This is a genomic window from Paractinoplanes pyxinae, from assembly GCF_026626335.1.
Taxonomy (GTDB): domain Bacteria; phylum Actinomycetota; class Actinomycetes; order Mycobacteriales; family Micromonosporaceae; genus Actinoplanes; species Actinoplanes pyxinae.
The window spans coordinates 323,829-343,550 of the sequence record NZ_JAPNTZ010000008.1; the positions used below are offsets into that span (position 1 = coordinate 323,829).

The 19,722-nt window shown below is 69.3% G+C and carries 16 protein-coding genes; 4 read left to right on the plus strand and 12 right to left on the minus strand.

The window, feature by feature from the left end; translation table 11 throughout:
* Positions 1 to 15 precede the first annotated feature (15 nt).
* The 9 genes from gabT to OWR29_RS24340 all read right to left on the minus strand — a co-directional run bounded on the left by gabT (position 16) and on the right by OWR29_RS24340 (position 11,347).
* On the minus strand, positions 16 to 1,305 hold the full coding sequence (gene gabT / locus OWR29_RS24300; RefSeq protein WP_267565498.1) for a 4-aminobutyrate--2-oxoglutarate transaminase: 1,290 nt from the start codon (positions 1,303 to 1,305) through the stop codon (positions 16 to 18).
* A gap of 91 nt (positions 1,306 to 1,396) precedes the next feature.
* A complete protein-coding gene (locus OWR29_RS24305) occupies positions 1,397 to 2,755 on the minus strand; it encodes an NAD(P)/FAD-dependent oxidoreductase (RefSeq protein WP_267565499.1) in 1,359 nt (452 codons plus the stop codon).
* Between the two features lie 6 nt (positions 2,756 to 2,761).
* Positions 2,762 to 3,619 carry an ABC transporter permease gene (locus OWR29_RS24310; protein WP_267565500.1) on the minus strand — a complete coding sequence of 286 codons (858 nt, stop codon included), beginning with the start codon at positions 3,617 to 3,619 and terminating at the stop codon, positions 2,762 to 2,764.
* Entirely contained in the window at positions 3,616 to 4,479 is an 864-nt protein-coding gene (locus tag OWR29_RS24315; protein WP_267565501.1) for an ABC transporter permease, read from the minus strand. Before OWR29_RS24315 ends, OWR29_RS24310 begins: the two co-directional genes overlap by 4 nt.
* Position 4,480: 1 nt before the next feature.
* Positions 4,481 to 5,734, minus strand: a complete 1,254-nt coding sequence (locus tag OWR29_RS24320) for a polyamine ABC transporter substrate-binding protein (protein ID WP_267565502.1) — start codon at positions 5,732 to 5,734, stop codon at positions 4,481 to 4,483.
* A gap of 1 nt (position 5,735) precedes the next feature.
* Positions 5,736 to 6,893: an ABC transporter ATP-binding protein gene (locus OWR29_RS24325; protein WP_267565503.1), complete on the minus strand. Its 1,158-nt coding sequence runs from the start codon at positions 6,891 to 6,893 to the stop codon at positions 5,736 to 5,738.
* 36 nt (positions 6,894 to 6,929) lie between these two features.
* A complete protein-coding gene (locus tag OWR29_RS24330; RefSeq protein ID WP_267565504.1) occupies positions 6,930 to 8,366 on the minus strand; it encodes a gamma-aminobutyraldehyde dehydrogenase in 1,437 nt (478 codons plus the stop codon).
* Positions 8,367 to 8,510: 144 nt separating this feature from the next.
* Positions 8,511 to 9,863, minus strand: a complete 1,353-nt coding sequence (locus tag OWR29_RS24335) for an aspartate aminotransferase family protein (RefSeq protein WP_267565505.1) — start codon at positions 9,861 to 9,863, stop codon at positions 8,511 to 8,513.
* Positions 9,860 to 11,347, minus strand: a complete 1,488-nt coding sequence (locus tag OWR29_RS24340; protein WP_267565506.1) for a CoA-acylating methylmalonate-semialdehyde dehydrogenase — start codon at positions 11,345 to 11,347, stop codon at positions 9,860 to 9,862. Before OWR29_RS24340 ends, OWR29_RS24335 begins: the two co-directional genes overlap by 4 nt.
* 58 nt (positions 11,348 to 11,405) lie before the next feature.
* Between OWR29_RS24340 and OWR29_RS24345 the strand changes: the two genes are divergently transcribed.
* The 3 genes from OWR29_RS24345 (at position 11,406) to OWR29_RS24355 (ending at position 14,273) form a co-directional block, all read left to right on the plus strand.
* Positions 11,406 to 12,734, plus strand: coding sequence for an aminotransferase class I/II-fold pyridoxal phosphate-dependent enzyme (locus tag OWR29_RS24345; RefSeq protein ID WP_267565507.1), 1,329 nt, complete (start codon positions 11,406 to 11,408; stop codon positions 12,732 to 12,734).
* 43 nt (positions 12,735 to 12,777) lie between these two features.
* Positions 12,778 to 13,362, plus strand: a complete 585-nt coding sequence (locus OWR29_RS24350) for a Uma2 family endonuclease (RefSeq protein ID WP_267565508.1) — start codon at positions 12,778 to 12,780, stop codon at positions 13,360 to 13,362.
* 353 nt (positions 13,363 to 13,715) lie between these two features.
* Positions 13,716 to 14,273, plus strand: coding sequence for a Uma2 family endonuclease (locus OWR29_RS24355; protein ID WP_267565509.1), 558 nt, complete (start codon positions 13,716 to 13,718; stop codon positions 14,271 to 14,273).
* A gap of 304 nt (positions 14,274 to 14,577) precedes the next feature.
* On the opposite strand, the gene OWR29_RS24360 is transcribed toward OWR29_RS24355, so the two are convergent.
* Together OWR29_RS24360 and OWR29_RS24365 are read right to left on the minus strand one after the other, a co-directional pair.
* Entirely contained in the window at positions 14,578 to 15,135 is a 558-nt protein-coding gene (locus OWR29_RS24360; RefSeq protein ID WP_267565510.1) for a hypothetical protein, read from the minus strand.
* A 182-nt stretch (positions 15,136 to 15,317) separates the two neighbouring features.
* Positions 15,318 to 17,600 carry a serine/threonine-protein kinase gene (locus tag OWR29_RS24365; protein WP_267565511.1) on the minus strand — a complete coding sequence of 761 codons (2,283 nt, stop codon included), beginning with the start codon at positions 17,598 to 17,600 and terminating at the stop codon, positions 15,318 to 15,320.
* Positions 17,601 to 17,740: 140 nt separating this feature from the next.
* On the opposite strand from OWR29_RS24365, the gene OWR29_RS24370 reads away from it, so the two are divergent.
* The gene (locus OWR29_RS24370) at positions 17,741 to 18,757 is read left to right on the plus strand and encodes a LacI family DNA-binding transcriptional regulator (protein ID WP_438872647.1); all 1,017 of its coding nucleotides are present in this window, start codon (positions 17,741 to 17,743) and stop codon (positions 18,755 to 18,757) included.
* A gap of 79 nt (positions 18,758 to 18,836) precedes the next feature.
* Here OWR29_RS24370 and OWR29_RS24375 read toward each other — a convergent pair whose 3' ends face one another.
* Positions 18,837 to 19,718, minus strand: a complete 882-nt coding sequence (locus tag OWR29_RS24375) for a carbohydrate ABC transporter permease (RefSeq protein ID WP_267565513.1) — start codon at positions 19,716 to 19,718, stop codon at positions 18,837 to 18,839.
* Between the last annotated feature and the right edge of the window lie 4 nt (positions 19,719 to 19,722).

Sequence of the window (19,722 nt, forward strand, 5' to 3'; positions counted from 1 at the left end):
GGGGGGCTCCGAACTTCAGATGGAAGAGAAGGCTTGTTCGAGGAGGCTGAGGCCGCGATCCAGCTCGTCGTCCGAGATGATCAGCGGCGGCAGCAGACGGATCACGTTGCCGTAGGTTCCGCAGGTGAGCAGCAGCAGACCCAGCTCGTGCGCCGCCTTGGCCACCGCGCCGGTCAGCACGGGGTCGGGCGCCGGGCCGGCCGCGCTGTCTTCGCCGGGTATCACGACCTCGACGGCCAGCATCGCGCCGCGGCCCCGGACCTCGCCGATCGCCGGGTGCTTGGCCGCCAGCGCCTCGAGCCGGGGCCGGGCCACCGATTCGATGTGGCGGGCGGCCGCGGCCAGGTCGAGCTCCCGCATCGTCTCGATGGAGGCGAGCGCGGCGGCGCAGGCGATCGGATTTCCCCCGTACGTTCCCCCGAGCCCGCCGGGGTGGACGGAGTCCATGATCTCGGCGCGGCCGGTCACCGCGGCCAACGGCAGCCCGCCGGCGATGCCCTTGGCCGTGGTGATCAGATCCGGCTCGACACCCTCATGGGAAGAGGCGAACCACTCCCCCGTGCGGCAGAAGCCGGTCTGGATCTCGTCGGCGATGAACACCGCGCCGGCCGCCTTGCTCCAGGCCGCGAGGGCCGGCAGGAAGCCCTCGGCCGGCACGACGAAGCCGCCCTCACCCTGGATGGGCTCGATCAGCACGGCGGCGACGTTGGACGCGCCGACCGTCTTCTCGATCTGGCCGATGGCGTACGCGGCCGCGTCCGCCCCGCCGCGGCCGTCGCGCAGCGGGTACGACATCGGGACGCGGTAGATCTCGCCCGCGAACGGGCCGAAGCCCTGCTTGTACGGCATGACCTTGGCCGTGAGCGCCATCGTCAGGTTGGTGCGCCCGTGGTACGCGTGGTCGAACACGACGACGGCCGGGCGCCCGGTGGCGTGCCGGGCGATCTTGACCGCGTTCTCGACCGCCTCGGCGCCGGAGTTGAACAGCGCCGACCGCTTCTCGAAGTCGCCCGGGGTGAGCTCGGCCAGCTGCTCGCACACGGCCACGTACTGCTCGTACGGGGCGATCATGAAGCAGGTGTGGGTGAACCGCTCGACCTGCGCCTTCACCGCCTCGACGACCTTGGGGGCGGCGTTGCCGACGTTGGTGACGGCGATGCCGGCGGCGAAGTCGATCCACTCGCGGCCGTCCACATCGGTCATCGTGCCGCCGCCGGCGGTGCTCACGTAGGACGGGATCATGCTGCTGACCCCGCGCGCGACGGCCGCGGACCGACGCTGGTGCAACTCGGCCGACGAGGCCATCACTCAACTCCTTCAAGCTTCAGGACCCGATCATTTCACTGATTCCGTCGCGCGCAAGAGTGCGGACAACTATTTCCGTATTGCGTGCGCTTCAGGAGTCGAAGCCCAGGCCGACCTTGTCGAGCGTGCGCAGCCACACGTTGCGGCGGCCGTCGTTACGGTCCGCTTGCGCGATGGACCAGCGGGTCAGCTGGATGACGCCGGAGCGCACCGGCTCGGGCGGGAAAGGCACCGGCTTCGTACGCACCATCTTGAGCGCGGTGCGTTCGGTGCGTTCGCCGGAGAGCAGATCGAGCATCACGTTGGCCCCGAAGCGGGTCGCGCCGACGCCGAGTCCGGTGTAGCCGACCGCGTACGCCAGCCGGCCGCCGTGGGCCGTGCCGAAGAAGCTGCTGAACCGGCTGCAGGTGTCGATCACCCCGCCCCATTTGTGGGTGAAGCGCAGGCCTTCGAGCTGCGGGAACGTCTCGGCGAAGTGGTCGGCCAGCACGGCGAAGGTGGCCTCGCGCTGGTCGTGCGAGGGATCGATCCGCCCGCCGTTGTAGTAGACGGCGTCGTAGCCGCCCCACAGGATGCGATTGTCCGAAGTGAGCCGGTAGTAGTGGAATTGGTTGCCGGCGTCGCCGATGCCTTGGCGGTTCCCCCAGCCGATCGAGGCCAGCTGGTCCGTGGACAACGGCTCGGTCATGAGGACGTAGTCGTACACGGGAACCACGAAGTGACCCAGCCGCCGTAGCAATTTGCCGTGCGCGCCGGTGGCCAGCGCGACCTGGGCCGCGTCGATCCGCCCGCGCCACGTGTGCAGGCGCAGGCCGGCGCCGTGCGGCTTGATCCGCTCGACCGGGGACTGCTCGTAGAAGCGCACGCCCAGCGACAGGCACGCCTCGCGCAGGCCCCAGACCAGGCGGGCCGGGTCGACCATGGCACAGCCGTCGCGGTCCCAGACGCCGCCCAGGTACGTGGGTGAGTCGACCTCGGCCCGGATCTGATCACGATCGAGGAACCCGGGGCTCTCCTTCAACGAGCGGAGCTGCCACTCGGCCGTCGCGACCGACAACTCGCCCGTACGGGAAAAATCGCAATCGATGCCGTAGCGCGCGACAGTCGCCTCGATCTGGTCCAGGTTGTCCAGACCCATCTTGACCAGGCGCGGCATCTCGGCCGGGAAGCGGCTCAGGCCGTTCTCGTAGCCGTGGGTGAGTGAGGCGGCGCAGAAGCCGCCGTTGCGACCGGAAGCGGCCCAGCCCGCCGTGCCTGCCTCGATCACCACCACGTCGCGGGCGGGGTCGCGCTCCTTGGCCATCAGAGCTGTCCACAGTCCGCTGTAGCCGGCGCCGATCACCGCAAGATCCGCGGAGTCGACGCCGTCGAGCGGGGCGGCGGGAGCCGGAGCCCCCGCCTGGGTCAGCCAGTAGGGTTCAGAAACAGCATCCTTCAGCGAAGAACGCACGAGTTATCAATCCCGCTTACCCTGTCGTGACGAACGGATGTTGGCGATCACGGCGCCGAGGACGCCGATCGCGAAGATGAGCGTGCCCATGACGTTGACCTGCGGCGGAATGCCGACGCGGGTCGCGCCCCAGATCCACAGCGGGAACGTCTTGGTGGTGCCCGCCGTGAAGGCGGTGACGATGAAGTCGTCGATCGACAGCGCGAAGGCCAGCAGCACGCCGGAGAAGATGGCGGGCAGGATGATCGGGAAGGTGACCTTCCAGAACGTGGTCCAGCCGTTCGCGCCCAGGTCGGCCGCGGCCTCCTCGATCGAGCGGTCCAGGGTCATCACCCGGGCCCGCACGACGACGGCGACGAACGAGATCGAGAACATGACGTGCGCGATCGTGATCGTCACCGGGCCCAGACCGGCGCCGGCCGAGACGAACAGGCTCAGCAGCGACGCACCCATGATCAGTTCGGGCGAGGAGATCGTCGCGAACATGATCAGGTTGAGCGAGCCGGAGCCGCGGAAGCGGTAGCGGCCCAGCGCGTAGCCGATGCCCGTGCCCAGCGCGCCCGAGAGCAGGCTGGCCACGACCGCGATGACCAGCGACGTGACCAGGGCGCTGGTCAGGTCGGAGTACTCGAACAGCCGCCCGTACCACTTGAAGGTGAAGCCGTCCCAGGTCTGGTTGTAGCGGCCCGGGGTGTCGTTGAAGCCGAACGCGATCATGACGGCGATGGGCACGATGAGCCAGGCGATGATGAGCCAGGTGTACGTGTGGAGCATCCCGCGGCCGGTGATGCGGCGCTTGGGCTTGAGCTGCGCCGCATCGTCCGTGCCGGAGGACTGCGGCCGCTGCAGGGTCGACGCCGTCATCGCGCGGCCACCTTCATGACGTCCTCGGTGCCGAGGATCCGGGCGTACGTGAAGACGCCGATCAACAGCACGAGCATCAGCACGAAGGAGAGCGCCGAGGCCGTCGGATAGTCGGAGTTGTCGAGGAACTGGGCCTGGATGACCTGGCCGATCATCGTCGTGTCGGAGCTGCCCAGCACCTCGGAGTTGACGAAGTCGGAGCTGGCCGGCACGAAGGTCATCAGCACGCCGGCGAAGACGCCCGGCAGGGCCAGCGGGAAGATGACCCGCCGGAACGTGGTGGCCGGGTTGGCGTACAGGTCCCGGGCCGCCTCGACCACGCGGGGGTCGATGCGTTCCAGCGCCACGTAGATCGGCAGCACCATGAACGGCAGGAAGTTGTACACCAGCCCGCCGATCACCGCGAACGGTGTGCCGAGGATGTGGAACGACTGCCCGATCACCCCGGCGTCCCGCAGCGGCGAGAGCAGCGGGCCCTCGTCGGTCAGGATCTGCCGCCACGAGATCGTCCGCAGCACGAACGAGACGAAGAACGGCAGCAGAACGAGGAAGAGGTAGCTCCCCTTCTTGCGCCCGCCGTAGAACGCGATGAAGTAGGCCACCGGGAAGGCCAGGGCGATCAGCACGACGGTCGTGATGGCGCCGTAGATGAGCGACCGGTAGATCTGGGTCTGGTAGGCCGAGATGGCTTCCGTGTAGGTCTGCCAGTGCCCGGTGAAGCGGTAGCCGTGGACGATGTCGCCCTCCTGGAGGGAGAGCGACAACATCGCGATCATCGGCACCGCGAAGAAGATCAGCAACCAGATCCCGCCGGGCAGAACCAGCAGGTAGGGCGCGATCTTTTGTTTGGCGCGGTTCATATCATCCCAGCACGATCGGTTCGAAGGTCTTCTGGAACTTCTGCTGCTCGCTCGTGGCCTCGAACGCGACGTAGTAGTGCAGCTTGTCGTACTCGGCCTGGGTCGGGTAGACGAGCTTGCTGTCGGCCACGTCGAGCAGCGCTTCCTTGTCGTCGCCGCTGAGCTTGGCCGCCCGCGCGCGCATGTCGGCCTGGGCCGCCGGCACCGGGCAGACGTAGTTGATGTACTCGGCGAGCGTCGACGCGTTGGCGACCTCGTAGAAGAAGTCCATCGCCATGATCGCGTCGACCGGGTTCTTGGCCGTGATCGGGATAGTGAAGTTGTCGGTCCAGATCGTGCCGCCCTCTTCCGGGATGATGAACTTGAAGTCCCGGTTGTCGGACAGGTTCTTCTGGAAGATGTCGCCCGACCAGGCCTGGGTCGCCCAGACCTCGCCGTTGCCGAGGGCGTCGATGTAGCCCTGGTCGTAGTAGTTGCGGACGTAGCCGTCGGCCTTCTGCTTCTTGAGCTCCTCGGCCGCCTTCTCCCAGTCGTCCTCGGTGGACTCGGCCGGGTTAACGCCGGCCTTCAGCAGGCCGAAGTTGCCCAGCTCCTGGATGTCGGAGAACATGCCGACCTTGCCCTTGAGCTTCGGGTTGTTCCACAGGTCGGCCAGGCCCTTGATCGGGCCGGTCTTGCTCTCGTCGTAGGCGATGCCGGTCATGCCCGAGGCGTACGGGATGCTGTAGGCATTGCCCGGGTCGAAGGCCTCTTTCTTGTACGCGGCCCCGGCGTTCTTCGCGTAGTTGGGCAGCTTGGCGTGGTCGAGCGGCGCCAGGAAGCCCGAGTCGCGGAACTGGGTGAACTGGAAGCTGTTGGTGATCACCATGAGGTCGAACCCGATGGACTGGCCGGCCGACAGCTGCGGCTGCACCTTGGCGAACCAGGGGCCCATCTCCTGGATGACTTCCTGGTAGTTCACCTTGATGCCGGTCTTGGCGGTGAACTTCTTGAGCTCGGGGCGCTTGGGGTCCATGTACAGCGGCCAGCCGGCGAAGTTCAGCGTGCCGTTCTTGACCTTGCCGTTCCAGAACTTGGCCACGGCGTCGGGCTCGGCGCTGGCCGGAGCCTGCGTGCCCTGCCCCTGGACGCCACAGGCGGCCAGTGCGGCGCCCATGCCGGCCAGGCCGGAGAGCCGAAGCGCGTCCCGACGGCCGAAGCGGCGCTGGGTCAGGCCGCGAAGGAAGGTGGGGTCGGACATATTCGACGCAGACATCTCAGTCTCCGATCATGTATGAGTGCTGGGGGGCCCAGGTCAGGTACACCCGGTCACCGCGATCCGCAAGATCGTCGGCATTCGAAGCATTTTGATCGAAGACTGTGAAATCCGCGCCTGCCGCGGTGGCCACGGTGTAATTCGTTGAGGTTCCGTGATAAACGACCTCCGTCACTGTCCCGGAGAGAACGCTGCCACCGGTCGCCTGCACGGGCGGAACCCCGCGGTGCAGATCGATCTTTTCCGGACGGATCGACACCTCGAGCTTGTCGCCCTGGCGCACCGACTGCGCGGCGGGCACGACGACCCTGTCCTGCGCGGTGTAGCTGAGCAGGGCCAGCCCGCCCTCGACCCGGTCGACGTGACCGTCCACGATGTTCGACGTGCCGATGAAGCCGGCCACGAACCGCGACGCCGGCCGCTCGTAGATCTCGCGCGGGGTGCCCAGCTGCTCGATCACGCCGGCGTTCATCACGGCGATCCGGTCGGACATCGTCAGCGCCTCGCCCTGGTCGTGGGTGACGTAGACGAAGGTGATGCCGACCTCGCGCTGGATGCGCTTGAGCTCGATCTGCATCTGCTGGCGCAGCTTGAGGTCGAGCGCGCCCAGCGGCTCGTCCAGCAGCAGGGCCCGGGGCCGGTTGACCAGGGCCCGGGCCAGCGCGACGCGCTGCTGCTGACCGCCCGACATCTCTTTCGGCGAGCGCTTCTCCATGCCGGTCAGGGACACGATCTCGAGGATCTCGCCGACCCGGCGGCCGATCTCGCTCTTGGCGACCTTCTTGCGCTCCAGGCCGAAGGCGACGTTCTGGTACGTGTTCAGGTGGGGGAACAGCGCGTAGGACTGGAACACCATGTTCACGTCGCGCTTGTTGGCCGAGACGCCGGTGACGTCCTGACCGTCCAGGAACACCTTGCCCGCGGTGGGCTCCTCGAAGCCGGCGATCATCCGCATCGTGGTCGTCTTGCCGCAGCCGGACGGACCCAGCAGCGAGAAGAACTCACCCTGCCCGATCGCCAGGTCGGTCCGCTTGACGGCGGGCACCGTCTCGCCGTGCGACAGATAGTTCTTGTTGACGCCGACGAACTCGATCGCCGGGGCGCCGGCGGCCGGCGCGGCCGACCGGGCGCGTACCGCGCTGTGCTGGGGGGTGGTCATCGGGGCGTTCCTCTTCGCGGTGGGGAGGTTGACTGGTCAGCCGAGGTAGCTCATGACGTGCTTGATCCGGGTGTACTCCTCGAACCCGTACATCGAAAGGTCCTTGCCGTACCCGGAGTGCCCGAAGCCGCCATGCGGCATTTCCGACACGAAAGGCAGATGAGTATTGATCCAGACGGCTCCGAAGTCGAGCCGCCGCGACACCCGCATGGCGCGGCCGTGGTTCTGCGTCCAGACGCTCGCGCTCAGCCCGAACCGGACGTCGTTGGCCCAGCGGACCGCCTCGGCCTCGTCGTCGAACTGCTGCACGGTGATGACCGGGCCGAACACCTCGTCCTGAACCATCTCGTCGCGCTGCCGGAGGCCGGCCACGACGGTCGGCTCGAGGAAGTAGCCGCGCTCGCCGATGCGCTTGCCGCCGGCCACGATGCTCGCGTGATCGGGCGTACGGTCGAGGAAGCCCTGCACCCGGGCCAGCTGACCGGCGTTGTTGACCGGACCGAAGAACGCGTCGGGGTCGGCCGGGGCGCCCACCTTGGTGGTGCGGGCCGCCTCGGCCAGAGCGTCGGTGAAGTCGGCGGCGACCCGCCCGTGCACCAGCACCCGGGTGGCTGCAGTGCAGTCCTGCCCGGCGTTGAAGTAGCCGGCCCCGGCGATCGCCTGGGCGGTGGGCTCGATGTCGGCGTCGTCGAACACGATGACCGGCGCCTTGCCGCCCAGCTCGAGGTGGGCCCGCTTGAGGTCGGCGGCGGCCGAGACGGCCACCTCCATGCCGGCCCGGGTCGAGCCGGTGATCGAGACGAGCTGCGGGGCCGGGTGGGCCACCACGGCCCGGCCGGTGTCCCGGTCGCCGCACACGACGTTGAGCACGCCCGGCGGCAGGAACTCGGCGGCGATCTCGGCCAGCAGCAGCGTCGACACCGGCGTGGTGTCGGACGGCTTCAGTACGACCGAGTTGCCCGCGGCGATGGCCGGCGCGAACTTCCACACCGCCATGACCATCGGGTAGTTCCACGGGGTGATCTGCGCGCACACGCCGATCGGCTCGCGCCGCACGTAGGACGTGTAGTCGCGCAGATACTCCCCCGCGGACTTGCCTTCCAGGATCCGAGCCGCCCCCGCGAAGAAACGCAGCTCGTCCAGCAGCGGTCCCATCTCTTCGGCCCGGGTGGCCTCGACCGGCTTGCCGGTGTTGCGGCACTCGGCCTCGATGATCTCGCCGGCCCGGGCCTCGATCGCGTCGGCGATCCGCAGCATCGCGCGCTGCCGCTCGGCCGGGGTGGCGTCCCGCCAGGCCTCGAAGCCGGCGTCGGCCGCGGTCATCGCCGCGTCGACGTCCTGCTCGGACGAGACCGGGGCCAGCGCGTACGCCTCCCCGGTGCTGGGGTCGATCACCTCGGAGGTGACCCCGTCCACCGTCGCGGTGTAGTCACCACCGACGAAATTGCGCAGAACGGGCAGCGCGGCGCTCACGAAATAAGACCTCCCGTAGCGGGCCTGTGACAGCTCCCACACGAACGACTGCGAGACCTTGACACAAACGAAGGACAGAAGACAAGGGAATCCGAAACTATTTTTCAATCCTGAAACGGAATCGGCGCTCAGCGGCCGTCGGATCTACGCAATCCCGCGTTCGCCCGTGTAATACCTGTCGGCCACGTCCAGCGCGCGGTCCAGGACGGCGAGCCCCTCGCGCACCTCGTCGGCGGTGACCGTGCAGGGCGGCGCCACATGCACCCGGTTGAAGTGGGTGAAGGGCCAGAGCCCCTGCTCCTTGCAGGCCGCGGCCAGCTCGGTCATGGGCCCGGCGGCAGCGCCGGAGGCGTTGAACGGTACCAGCGGCTCGCGGGTGGCCCGGTCCCGTACGAGCTCGATCGCCCAGAACACGCCGAGGCCGCGCACCTCGCCGACACTCGGGTGTTTCCCGGCCAATGCGGCCAGGCCGGGCGCGATCACGTCGTCGCCGATCATGCGGGCGTGCTCGACGATCCCCTCCTCCTTGAAGATCTCGATGGAGGCGACGGCCGAGGCGCACGCGAGCGGGTGGCCCGAGTACGTGAGACCGCCCGGGAACGGCCGCTCCCGGAACGTCTCGGCGATCGCGTCCGAGATGATCACGCCGCCGAGCGGCAGATAGCCGGAGTTGACGCCCTTGGCGAAGGTGATCAGGTCGGGCGCGACACCCCAGCGATCGACGGCGAACCACTCGCCGCACCGGCCGAAGCCGGCCATCACCTCGTCGGCGATGAAGACGATCCCGAACTCGTCGCAGATGTCCCGTACGCCCTGCAGGTAGCCCGGCGGCGGCACGAGGATGCCGTTGGTGCCGACCACCGTCTCGATCAGCACGGCGGCGACGGTGGCGGCGCCCTCGAAGACGATCGTGTCGCGCAGGTGCCGCAGGGCGCGCTCGGACTCCTGCTCCGCGGTCTCCGAGTAGAAGGGCGAGCGGTACGCGTACGGGCCCCAGAAGTGCACGACACCAACCGCGGTCGGCTCGTTGGCCCAGCGGCGCGGGTCGCCGGTCGCGGTGATCGCGGTCGACGTGGAGCCGTGGTAGCTGCGGTAGGTGGAGAGCACCTTGTGCCGGCCGGTGTGGCCGCGGGCCATCCGGATGGCGTTCTCATTGGCCTCGGCGCCGCCGTTGGTGAAGAACACCTTGTTCAGGTTCGGGGGCGCGAGTTCGCTGATCAGGCGGGCCGCTTCGCCGCGTTTGTCGTTGGCGAAGGCGGGCTGGATCGTGCAGAGTTTGGCCGCCTGCTCCTGGATGGCGGCGACCAGCCTCGGGTGCTGGTGTCCGATGTTGACGTTGACCAGCTGGCTCGCGAAATCCAGATATTTCCTGCCTTCGTAGTCCCAGAAGTAGGAGCCCTGGGCTTTCTCGACGGCGAGCGGGTTGATCGAGCCCTGAGCTGACCAGCTGTGGAAGACGTGGGCGCGGTCGTTCGCGCTGACTTCGGCGGCCGTCATCGGTTGGTGGGGAAGCCGAGGTCGACGCTGGACGTGCCCGGGTCGGGCCAGCGCGAGGTGACGACCTTGGAGCGGGTGAAAAAGTGGATGCCGTCCGGCCCGTACATGTGGGTGTCGCCGAACAGCGAGGCCTTCCATCCGCCGAACGAGTAGTAGGCCACGGGCACCGGAATCGGCACGTTGACGCCGACCATGCCCGCGTTCACGTCGAACTGGAACTGCCGGGCCGCGCCGCCGTCGCGGGTGAAGATGGCGGTGCCGTTGCCGTACTCGTTGTCGTTGATGAGCTCCAGAGCTTCCGCGTACGTCTCGGTGCGCACCACGCAGAGCACGGGCCCGAAGATCTCGTCGGTGTAGACGTCCATGCCGGGCTTCACGTTGTCGAGCAGCGTCACGCCGAGGAAGTAACCGTCGCCGGGCACGTCGGCCTCGCGACCGTCGGCGACCACCGTGGCGCCCTCCTCGGTGCCCTTGGCGATGTAGCCGCTGACCTTCTCGCGGTGCTGGGCGGTGATCAGCGGGCCCATCTGCGACTCGGGGTCGGTGCCGGCGCCGATCTTCAGCTTGGGCAGCCGGGCCGCGATCGCGTCGACCAGCGGGTCGGCCACATCACCGACGGCCACGACGACCGAGACGGCCATGCAGCGCTCGCCGGCCGAGCCGTAGGCGGCGCTGACCGCGGCGTCGGCGGCCGCGTCGAGCTCGGCGTCGGGCAGCACCACCATGTGGTTCTTGGCGCCGCCGAGGGCCTGGACGCGCTTGCCGTGCGCGGTGCCGGTCTCGTAGATGTACTTGGCGATCGGGGTCGAGCCGACGAAGCTGACGGCCGCGATGTCCGGGTTGGTCAGGATGGCGTCGACGGCCTCCTTGTCGCCGTTCACCACGGTGAAGACGCCGTCGGGCAGGCCGGCCTCACGCCACAGCTTGGCCAGGAAGAGCGCCGACGACGGGTCCTTCTCGCTGGGCTTGAGGACGAAGGCGTTGCCGGCCGCGATGGCCGTGGTGCACATCCACAGCGGCACCATGGCCGGGAAGTTGAACGGGGTGATGCCGGCGACCACGCCGAGCGGCTGCTTGATCGAGTAGACGTCGACGCCGGTGGCCGCCTGCTCCGAGAAGCCGCCCTTCATCAGGTGCGGGATGCCGGTGGCGAACTCGGCGTTCTCGAGGCCGCGGGCCACCTCGCCGGCCGCGTCCGAGAGAACCTTGCCGTGCTCGCTGGTGATGATCGCAGCCAGCTCGCCGCTCTTGGCCGCCAGCAGCTCACGGAACTTGAACAGGACCGCGGCCCGCTTCGACAGCGAGGCGGAACGCCACGACTGTGCGGCTTCCTTCGCGACGGCGACAGCCTGGGCGACCTCCTCGGCCGAGGCCAGGTCGACCTCGGCGGTCTGCTCGCCGGTGGCCGGGTTGAAGACGGGGCCGACGCGGCCCGAGGCGCCGGCGCGCTCAGAGCCGCCGATCCAGTGCGCGATTCGATTCATGGCCAGAGATTACGTACCAGCTATGGACCGAACAATGCTGGAAACGTACTGTCACAAAGTGCTCGATGAGGTTAGACAGAGGCTGATCGATCCCTCCGCTCGGGGCCTGGCCGAGGCCGTCGGGCGTGCGGTGGGTGACGGCGTCCTGCTTCCGGGCAGCAAACTTCCGCCCGTACGGCGGGTGGCGGCCGAACTGCGGATGTCGCCGACCACCGTGAGCGCCGCCTGGCAGCTGCTGCGCCGATCGGGAACCATCCAGACCGACGGCCGCCGCGGCACGGTGGTCGCCACCTCCCGGGCGGACGGGCCCGGCCGCTACCGGGCAGCGCTGCGTGGGCGCTCCGGTTTCGCACTCGACCTTTCCACCGGCGTACCGGACCCGCAGTTGCTTCCCGGCCTGCCGGCGCTGGCCGGCCTCTCCCCCGCGCCGACCAGCTACCTGGACGAGCCCGTGCTGCCGGCACTGGGTGCCCTGCTGCGCGAGAGGTGGCCCTACCCGCCCGAACGCCTGGCCATCTTCGACGGCGCGATGGACGCCATCGACCACGTGGCCTCGTCTCTGCTTCGGATCGGCGACCGGGCCGTGGTCGAGAACCCGTGCTTCCCGCCCCTACTGGATCTGCTCGAGTTCCTGGGCGTGCAACCGATCGCGGCCGACACTGACGCCCAGGGCATGCTGCCCGCCTGCCTGGCCGCCGCGCTGACCCACCGTCCCGCCGCGGTCTTCCTGCAACCGCGCGCCCTCAACCCGACCGGCGCTTCGTGGTCGTCCGCCCGGGCCGCCGAGCTGGCCGCCGTACTGGCCGAACACCCCACCGTCTACGCCGTGGAGGACGACTCAGCGGGCGACGTCTCCTCGTCCCCCATGCATTCGCTGGGCGCTCACTTGCCGAGGCAGACAATCCACGTCCAGAGCTTCGCCAAGTCGCACGGCCCCGACCTGCGCCTGGCCGCCGTGGCCGCCCCCGCCGCCGTGCTCGACCCCATCCTCGAGCGCCGCCTGCTCGGCCAGGGCTGGACGAGCCGCCTGCTGCAACACCTGCTGCTGACCCTGCTGACCGACGCCACCTCGATCGCCGCCGTGCGTACGGCAAGAGACGAGTACGCCCGCCGCCGCCACCTGGTTGTCACTACCCTGCACCGGCTGGGGCTCCCCCTACCGGCGGGCGACGGCTTGAATCTGTGGCTCCCCGTCCAGGACGAGCAGGCCGCCCTGATCTCCCTGGCCAGCAACGGCATCGCGGCGGCGGCCGGCACCGCCTTCGCGGTCACTCCCACCCGCCCGCACCTACGCGTAACAGCCGGCCTGATCACCAGCGACCACGAGGCAGTAGCCACCCATCTGGCTGAAGCCGCTCACTCCCCCGCCTTATCGGTGGCCCGCTGAGTCACCTTGACGAGTGACAACTAGTCATGCGACGATCCGGCCCATGAGCGCATGCGACACTTTGCCGATGACGGAGGCAAGGCTCGACCGCTCCGACCCCTGGACGGAGTCGGAGTACCTGGCGCTCGGCGAGACCAGGAGCCGGATCGAGCTTGTCAACGGGGGGCTGCTGGTGAGCCCAGCGCCGGACAGAGCACACCAGGACATCAACTTCCAGATCATGCGCAGCTTGTACGAGCCGGCCAAAGCCGCCGGCTTGCGCGCCTTCCACGAGTCGAACCTTCGACTGGGCCCGGATCAGATGCTCATCCCCGACCTGATCGTCGGGCGCATGAGCCGTCGCGGCGGCACCTGCGAGGCGTCCGAAGTGGCGCTGGTCGGCGAGATCCTTTCGCCCAGCACGGCACCCGTCGACCGGGGCTTGAAGCGGCAACTCTACGCAGCCGCGAAGATCGACTGGTATCTGCTGATCGAGCCCGACATGAGCACCTACGAGTCCGTCACCCTGCGCCTCCTCCGCCGGCGGGGCACCGACTACGAAGAGGCCGCGGTGGCCAAACAGGGCGAGACGCTGCAGCATGGCGAGCCCTTCCCCTTCGCGTTGAGCACGACCGACCTCATCACCTGACCTACCCATCCCCTTTCGCGTCGCTCACCGGCGCTGACGCACGCCCCGGCTTTCGCGTCGCTCACCCGCGCTGACGCACGCCCTCGCTTTCGCGTCGCTCAACGGCACGGACGCACGCCCCCGCTTTCGCGTCGCTCAACGGCATTGACGCACGCTCCCGCGGCACAGATACGGGTCCGCCGGCGAACTCCCGATGGCCCCGGGTGTGCGGGCCGCGTCGCCCCGCACACCCGGCTCACCGTTCGCCGACTGTCGGCGGGGAGCCGATACCTTGCCCGCCAACACCTCCTCCGCCGCGGCGTTCACGGGAATGAGCGTTGACATGAGTCACCTAGTCGCCCGACAATGGACGGGTGACGGAGGGCAGGCTGCAGCGGCGCGGTGAGGTCCGGGAGAGTTCGGTCGCCGACGAGGTGGGCTACCGGCTCGAGATGGTCGAGGGGCGGGTGCTGCCGATTCTCACGCCGACCGTGCCGCATCAGAGCGTGGCCCACTTGGTGGTGCAGGCGCTTCGAACGTCCGCTCGGCGGGCCCGGCTCAGCGCGCACGGCGCGGTGCTGCTGCGGCTCGGCCCGGATCGGCTGCTCGTGCCCGACCTGGTGGTCGCCCGGGTCGACCGGCTGGCCGACTACGTCGAGGCCGCCGACACGGTGATGGTCGGCGAGGTCACCCGCCCCGGGGCTGACTACGCCGGCACCCCGACTCGCATCGAGCTCTGCGCCGCCGCGGGGATCCCTTGGTTCCTCCTCACTCAGCCCGAGTCGCCGGAGCACAAGGCGGTCAGCGTCCGGCTGTTCAAGCTCCGGGAAGGCCGCTACCTCGAACACGCGTCGGCCGGGCCCGGCCAGCTCTTCGTCACCAAAGACCCGTTCCCGTTCCGCCTCCGCACCGCCGACCTCGTCGTCTTCTGATCCTTTCGACCGCATCGCGCCGCGCTGGGCGCCAGCCGACTCGACCACCTCACGCCGCGCTCGGCACCAGCCGACTCGACCGCGTCCCGCCACCCTCGGGCGCCGGCCGACTCGACCGCAACGCGCCGCGCTCGGCACCAGCCGACTCGACCGCAACGCGCCGTCTCAGGCACCGGCCGACTCGACCGCAACGCGCCGCGTTGGGCGCCGGCCCATCGCGGGTCGTGCCCCGCCCGATCGGCCCCCGCAGGCGTCGGCGTTGGCTGAACCACACGTGAATCGCGGTGGTGTCCAGCCGCCTCGGTTACCCGCGCTGAGCCAGCCTGGACGCCACCACGGATACGGCAGCGGGAACGGCTGCGTTGAGAAGCAGGACCGCCAACTCCTCGCCGAGCGGATAGTCCTGCGACAGCACCGCTGCCAAGAGGTTGACGGTCATCAGGACCAGCCAGATCGGGAGGAAGACGACTGCGGCCGTGCGCAGCGCGGTTTCTCTGGTGGCGTGCGGGATCAGCAGGCCGGCCAGTAGCGCGATCGATGCCCACAGGGCCAAGCCGGCCGCCCAGAACCAGAGGAAGCGACCGCCAGCTAGCGGTGGGCCGTTCGGCCAGACCCACCATGCGATGCCGGCGACGGCGGTCGGCACGCCGAAGACCGGCACCAGGACCAACGCCTCCTCGGATGGCTTGTAGCCGGCGGCGAAGACGCCCATGCCCGCGTTGAGCACCGCCAGGGTCAGCCACACCGTGGCGAAGACAGCGAACGCGGTCGCGCCGGACGCCTCACGGGCGAGCAGTTCCGTCAGCAGCAGGACCGAGCCGGCCAGCAGCAGACCGGCCAAGAGGAACCTGGGTAACCGCATCGCCACCACCTCGCAGCGCAACCGATGAGGGGCCGAAGTCTGCCACTCGGGAAAGCCGCGTGGAGGCGCCTGTGGATAACTCCGGGGCCGGCCGGCGGTGCCCTGTGGACAACCGAATTCGGGGACGCAGAAGGCGGTAACGTCTCGATCGGTCGGCCGGGTAGTGCGCGATAGGGGGTGGACTAATCGGCGGGGCGGAAGCTGTCGAAGACGAGCTGCAGGTCGTCTCGGTAGCGGGCCCAGCTCGAGTCCGGCGTCTGCCAATAGAAACCGTAGGCCTGAGTGTCGGAGGTGATGACGCCACGGTTGTTGACGTGCTGACGGGTGCCGTTGCGGGTGAAGGTGAACTCCCAGTCGGCGGCCTTGCGGAAGTAGTCGACCTCGCGGATGTGGATCTCGCGGTAGGCCGGGAAGTCGCCGCGGGAGACGCGGTAGTCGGCCTTGCCTCGCCAGTCGGCCACGGGGTTGGCCACGGGCTTCTTGGTCTGGTCGATGCCGAGGACGCGGCCGGTGGAGCTGTCGCGGAAGTAGACGATGGACCCCTCCTTGGACCGGGCCCAGCCCTCGGGCACGTAGACGGCGAAGCCGGTGCGGTCGCGGTAGTCGCGCCAGCCGTCGGGCAGCTGCGGGAGGCCGGATCCTGAGCCGGCGCCGCTGTCGTCACCATCTCCACCGTCGCCGTCGTTGTTGCCGGTCGGGGACGGCGTCGCCTTCGAGGTGGCGGCTGCGGATGGGTCGGCGGCGGTAGCGGAGGTGCCAGGCGTCGACGACGGCGTGGCCGGAGCGGGGGCGGACACGGCCGGGCCGCCGGCGTCCGTCTTCGGGTCGTCGCCGGAGTTGGATCTCGAGACGGTCCAGAAGACGACGCCCGCGATGACGGCGAGCACGGCCGCGGCGGCCACCAACCACCGGCGCATGGGCGAGACCGTCGGACGAGCCTCGGCATCAGGCGGAACCGGGGTCGCCTGCCCGCGGTGCTTGACGTCGGCCGGGATGCTTTCGACCGACGACGGTGGACGCTGCCTGGGCACAGCCGACGCGGAGGCGGCCGCCGTACTCGCCTCGGGCTGGCTGGTGATGTCAGCGCGCGCGGGTGGGGTGGCGGCAGTCGATCCGCGCGCCGTGGACGAGCCAACGGCCTCCGCGGTCAAGGAGGGGTTGGCCGCGTCGGCGGCGGCCGGCTCGCGGCCTTCGGACGGGCCGACAGCCTCCGCGGTCACGGGCTGGCCAGCCGCATCGGCGGCTGTCGGGGGCGGGGCGGCGGCTGCAGGCGGGCTCGAGACGTCGGCGGGTGGCGCTGAGCGTTGAGTGGGCACGGACGGGACTGACGGCCCCTCGGCGGGCGAGACCGAATCGTCCGCTTCAAGAGCCGAGCCGCCGGGTGCGCGGCCCGGCACAGCGCCGTCAGCCGCGGGCGAACTGACGGGAGCACTGCCCGGCGAAGCGTCGTCAGCTGCGGAAGGCGAGCCGGCAGGAGCGCTGCCCGGTGCAGCGTCGGCGGGAGCGATCGGCGGCGCGGCGTTGTCGGCTGGGGCAGGTGAGTCCGCGGGAGCGGCGGGCGGGGCCGCGGGCGAAGGGGCCGGCGTCGGTGGGGGTAGGGCGGGAAGGTCTTCCGTGGTGGGAGATTCGGTGCGTACGGGGACCAGGGCGTGGCCGTAGGCGCCGGACGTGGCCTCTCGTAGGAGGTGTTCGGCTTCGGAGGCGGAGATGCGCTGGGCGGGATCCTTGCGGAGCAGGCCGCGCAGAACCGGTTCCAGCAGTCCGGCCTGGTGGGGTGGGTCGGGCTCGTCGGCGGCCAGCGCGGTCAAAGTGGCCAGGGCGGAACGGCGGCGGAAGGGGGAATGGCCCTCGACCGCGGCGTAGAGGGTTGCTCCCAGGGACCACAGGTCTGAGGCCATGCCGGCCGTTCCGTACTTGGCCCGTTCGGGGCTCATGTACTCGGGCGAGCCGATCAGCATGTCGGAGCTGCTGATCTGGGCGTCGCCCTCGATGGTGGCTATGCCGAAATCTGTCAGCAGGACGCGGCCGTCGTCTGTCAGCAGGACGTTGGCCGGTTTGACGTCTCTGTGGTCGACACCGGCGCTGTGGGCGGCTCGCAGGGCGGCCAGCAGGTCCAAGCCGATGCGGGCGACGCGGCGCGGGTCGAGCGGGCCGGATGTCTTCAGCACCTCGTGCAGGGACTGGGACGGGACGTAGGCCATGACTATCCAGACCCGGCCGTCCACATCGAAGACGTCGAACACCTGCACCACGTTGGGGTGGCTGAGCCGGGCCGCCGCGCGGGCCTCGCGCAGCGTACGGCGCTGGACCGCCTCTTTGTCCTTGGCCTGCAGGTCGTCGGGGATCAGCACCTCTTTGATCGCGACGTCGCGCTGCAGCACCTCGTCGCGGGCCTGCCACACCTTGCCCATGCCGCCCACGCCGAGGGTCTCACCCAAGCGGTAACGGCCGGCGATCAAAGGCATGTGAGGGGCCTTACCCGGGTGCGGCCGAGATCAGACGTGTGCACGTGCCCTTATCGGCCGCGAGATGTGCAATACTTCCGGAACTCCGAAACGAAAGTTTCGCCGGAGCTCGTGGGGCACATGAGGAGAGACCAATGGCCGTGACCGGACGACGCGTCACCATCGCGACCATTGCCGAGGCGGCCGGGGTGAGTGTGCCCACGGTGTCGCGAGTGCTCAACGGGCGTACGGACGTCTCCCCCGAGACGCGTGACCGGATCGAGCACCTTCTGCGAGAGCACGACTACCGCCCTCGTAACTCTCGGCAGCCGCTGCGAGCCGGCCTCATCGACCTGGTTTTTCACGATCTTGACAGTCCGTGGGCGGTCGAGCTGATCCGCGGCGTCGAAGAGGTCACCCACGCCGCCGGCGTCGGCACCGTGGTGTCGGCCGTGCACCGGCGCACCGCGTCGACCCGGCAGTGGCTGCAGAATCTGCGCTCCCGCCAGTCCGACGGTGTCGTGCTGGTGATATCGGACGGGGCCGGCCCGGTCTACACCGAGCTGCACCGGCTCAACGTGCCGATGGTGATCATCGACCCGGCCGGCGGGGCCGCGGCGGACGTGCCGACGATAGGCGCCACCAACTGGTCGGGTGGCCGCAGCGCCACCGAGCATCTGATCTCGCTCGGTCACCGCCGCATCGGCCTGGTCGAGGGTCCGCGCAACCTGCTGTGCAGCCGGGCCCGCCTGGACGGCTACCGCGCCGCGCTCGAGTCGGCCGGCCTGCGGGTCGACCGGAAGCTGATCGAGCCGGGCGACTTCAGCCACGAGGGCGGCTTCGCGGCGGCTCAGCGGCTGCTCGACCGGGACGACCCGCCGACGGCGATCTTCGCCTCCAGCGACCAGATGGCGCTGGGTGTGTACGAGGCGGCCCGCCTCAAGGGTTTCCGGGTGCCCGACGATCTTAGCGTGGTCGGCTTCGACGACCTGCCCGAGGCGCGCTGGTCCTCGCCGCCGTTGACGACCGTCCGCCAGCCCCTGGCCGACATGGGCGGATTGGCCGCGCGGACGGTCCTTCGGCTGTCCCGGGGCGAGCCGATCGAGACGCCCCGAGTCGAACTTGCCACTGAATTGGTCGTACGGGAATCGACCAAGCCCCTGGCGGCGTCCGAGTAGGACGGCGCGCGGAAAGGCGCCTGAGCAAGCGAACGCCCCGGGACGCGGTAAGCGCGTCCCGGGGCGAAAGCGACTGTGTCTACTTGCCGAAGCCGGCGGTCAGACCGCTGAGCAGCTGCCGGCGGCCGATCGCGTACAGCAGCACGATCGGCAGCGTCGTCAGCGTGACCGACGCCGCGATGGCCGGGATGTTGACGCCGAACTGCCCCTGGAAGGCGGTCAGCGCGAGCGGGATCGTCCGCTGCTCCGGGCTCTGGGTGAGCACCAGCGGCAGGAGGAACCCGTTCCAGATGCCCAGCGCGTTGTAGATGAGCACGGTGACCAGTGCCGGGCGGGTCAGCGGGAACGCCAGCCGCCACATGGTTCCCCACTCGCTGGCGCCGTCCATCCGCATCGACTCGAAGAGCTCCTTCGGGACGTCACGGATGAAGTTCGACAGCACCAGCACCGACAGCGGGATGGCGAACGCGATCGACGGCAGGATGATCGCGGCCAGCGTGTCGTACATCTTGAGCCGGATGATGATCAGGTAGACCGGGATGATCACCGCCTGCAGCGGGATCGCCAGGCCCATGAGGAAGATCCAGTTCATGCCCCTGAGCAGCCGGCTGGCGGAACCCCGGACGATCGCGTAAGCGGCCATGAAACTGATCAGCACGGCCGGGAGCACCGCCCCGAGCGTGACCACGACGCTGTTGAAGAAGTACCGGACGAAATCGTTCTCGATGACCGTCTTGTAGTTCTCGAACGTCAGGTCGGACGACGGCACCAGGGGGTTGGTGAAGAAGTAGTTGTCCTGCGTCTTGAAGCTCGTGATGACGATCCAGTAGATCGGCAGCATCACGATGAACAGCCAGACCCAGCTCAGGCCGCCGCCGAGCCAGTTGTACGACATGGCCCGGTGGCGCCGGCGCGAGTCGGGAGTGCCCGAGACGGTCGGCGACGGGGAATGCCTGGTCATGGTC